Genomic DNA, 2,908 nt, shown 5'->3' on the forward strand with positions numbered 1-2,908 from the left:
GAAAAATGCACGAAAATAATTCTATCGATTGGTCAAAAGTCATTCCACGAAAGATATCTGTTCGCGTTGATGGACACGCAACAAGCGTTTCTTTAGAACCACCATTTTTAGATATTCTAAAAGATATAGCCCGCAAAAAAGGACAATCTTTAGCCTTTATTATTACCGATATTGATAGCAAAAGACCACAACAAGTAAATCTTTCGGCCTCGTTACGCGTTTATGTCCTTCAAAGCGTTCTCACCCAACGCCTTTAATGTTTGTGCTTATTTTTTTACGTTCTCTTTCTGTCTGTTCAACTGAAACTGTTGTGACTTTTTAAGAGAAGTTTTTTTAATCTAGAACTTCAATGAAAAAAAGACTACAAAAGAGATACAATGAGTAATTTTTCTGATCACACCATACCTTTCTTTGAAGAAGATTCCCCTCCAGACCATGATAAGGAAAATTCTGGGTTTTCTTCCCCTGTCCTAAAAGAAAAAAAATCATATAATACAAACTATTTAGAACAGCTCAATCCAGAACAGCAACAAGCTGTTATGAATACTGAGGGGCCTCTTTTAGTTCTTGCAGGTGCTGGTACTGGAAAAACACGCGTTTTAACAACCCGTATTTCTCACATTCTGCGCTCTGGACTCGCCTCACCTCAACAAATACTTGCTGTCACTTTCACCAACAAAGCAGCCCGTGAAATGAAAACACGTATTGGTGAACTTATTGGAGAAGTTGTTGAAGGTATGCCTTGGCTTGGAACCTTTCATTCCACTGGAGCTAAAATTTTACGCCGTCACGCAGAGCTTGTTGATTTAAAAAGAAACTTTACAATTCTCGATAGCGATGATGTTCTTCGACTTTTAAAACAACTTATTCAAGCTGAAGGATTAGACGATAAGCGTTGGCCCGCACGAAACCTTGCCATGATAATTGATTCTTGGAAAAATCAAGGACTTTCACCAACACATATCTCAAAAAGTGATGCTCATTCCTTTGGTAACGGCATGGGACGTGAACTTTATCACAGTTATCAAAATCGATTAAAAGATCTTAATGCTTGTGATTTTGGTGACCTTCTACTTCATTCTATCTCTATCTTCCAACATAATCCAGATATTCTTCGCGAATATCATTCTCAATTTCGTTATATTCTTGTCGATGAATATCAGGATACAAATACAGCACAATATCTTTGGCTTCGCCTTTTGGCCCAACATCCTCAAGGTCAACATGTTAATCTTTGTTGTGTTGGCGATGATGATCAATCCATTTATGGATGGCGTGGTGCAAAAGTCGAAAACATATTACGTTTTGAAAAAGATTTTCCTTCTGCTAAAATTATTCGTCTAGAACGCAATTATCGCTCAACATCCCATATTCTTAAAACCGCCTCCCATCTCATTGCTCATAACGAAGAAAGACTGGGAAAAGTCCTTTTTTCTGCTCAAATAAAGAGTGAGGAAGAAAAGGTAAAAATTCATTCAGCATGGGATTCGGCAGAAGAAGCACGAGCAATCGGAGAAGAGATCGAACGCGCACAACAAACCGGTCATGCATTAAATCATATGGCTATATTGGTACGCGCATCATTTCAAATGCGTGAATTTGAAGATCGCTTTGTAACACTTGGCCTTAATTATCGCGTCATTGGTGGTCCTCGTTTTTATGAGCGAATGGAAATACGTGATGCCATGGCTTATTTACGCGTTGTTGTCCAACCTACTGATGATTTAGCTTTTGAGCGTGTTATTAATACACCAAAACGCGGCATAGGAGATGCAACCCTGCGCATTCTTTATGAGAGTGCACGTGCACGTGCTGTTCCTCTCTTTTCTGCTGCCGCAGACATCATTGAAACAGATGAATTAAAGCCTAAGGCACGCAGTGCGTTACGAATCCTTATTGAAAACTTCCGCCGCTGGCAAAATATGCTTCAAGACACTCCTCATAGAGAACTTGCCGAGATCATCCTTGATGATTCTGGTTATACAAACATGTGGTTAGAAGATCGCTCACCAGAGGCTCCTACAAGACTAGAAAATCTTAAAGAAATGATTCGTTCCATGGAACAATTTGAAAATCTTCAAAGTTTTTTGGAACATGTTGCACTCGTTATGGAAACGGAAAATAATGAAAATATGGATGCAGTCAACATCATGACCCTTCATTCAGCCAAAGGACTTGAATTTGAAACAGTTTTTCTTCCAGGTTGGGAAGAAGGACTCTTTCCCCACCAGCGCTCATTAGATGAAGGTGGACGTTCAGGATTAGAAGAAGAACGGCGTCTTGCTTACGTAGGTCTAACAAGAGCAAAAAAACATTTGCATATATGGTTTGTATCGAATCGAAGAATTCATGGACTTTGGCAACCTGCTCTCCCCTCCCGTTTTTTAGATGAATTACCAGCAGAACATATAGAAGTTGTAGAAATGGAAACATCCTATGGTGGTTATGGAAAATCTTCCTTTCAACATCACGATTCCTTTTATAATGACTATGCAACACCAAGACAAAAGCGTGCACAAAAAAACAAAAATATTGAAGGGAAAGTTATCTCTCAATCACTCTCTCATGCACCATCAGATTTTTCTGTCAATGATCGGATTTTTCACATAAAATTTGGTTATGGTCATATTACAGCAATAGACGATCATAAATTGACAATAATGTTCGAAAAAGCCGGAGAAAAGCGTGTACTAGATAATTTTGTAAACAAAGCTTAATTACAAGCAAACCACGATCAGTTTTTTCAAGAAACCACTTTATTTTATTCTGAATGTCATTTCCATTTGCGAACAAAGGCTTCAATGGGCAAATTTTGCATATCAGGCAATGCGTTGTGAATTTTATCAAGCGGCCAATCCCACCAAGCCATATCTAAAAGGCATTCTATCACATGATTGGGAAAACGCAT

Annotated in this window: 2 protein-coding genes and 1 pseudogene; 2 read left to right on the forward strand and 1 reads right to left on the reverse strand. The window is 38.5% G+C overall.

All coding sequences use genetic code 11. The annotated features are described in order from the left end of the window. The first annotated feature begins 5 nt into the window (after positions 1 to 5). Both ACFIO3_RS00625 and ACFIO3_RS00630 read left to right on the forward strand, forming a co-directional pair. Positions 6 to 257 (forward strand): ribbon-helix-helix domain-containing protein, encoded by a 252-nt coding sequence (locus ACFIO3_RS00625; RefSeq protein ID WP_375615083.1) that lies wholly within the window; start codon positions 6 to 8, stop codon positions 255 to 257. A gap of 120 nt (positions 258 to 377) precedes the next feature. After that, on the forward strand, positions 378 to 2,717 hold the full coding sequence (locus tag ACFIO3_RS00630; RefSeq protein WP_375615082.1) for an ATP-dependent helicase: 2,340 nt from the start codon (positions 378 to 380) through the stop codon (positions 2,715 to 2,717). 56 nt (positions 2,718 to 2,773) lie between these two features. Here the strand turns inward: ACFIO3_RS00630 and ACFIO3_RS00635 are convergent. Continuing rightward, positions 2,774 to 2,908: pseudogene (locus ACFIO3_RS00635) on the reverse strand (chloramphenicol acetyltransferase); the annotation flags it as partial.

The organism is Bartonella sp. AD328YNZD (assembly GCF_042196425.1).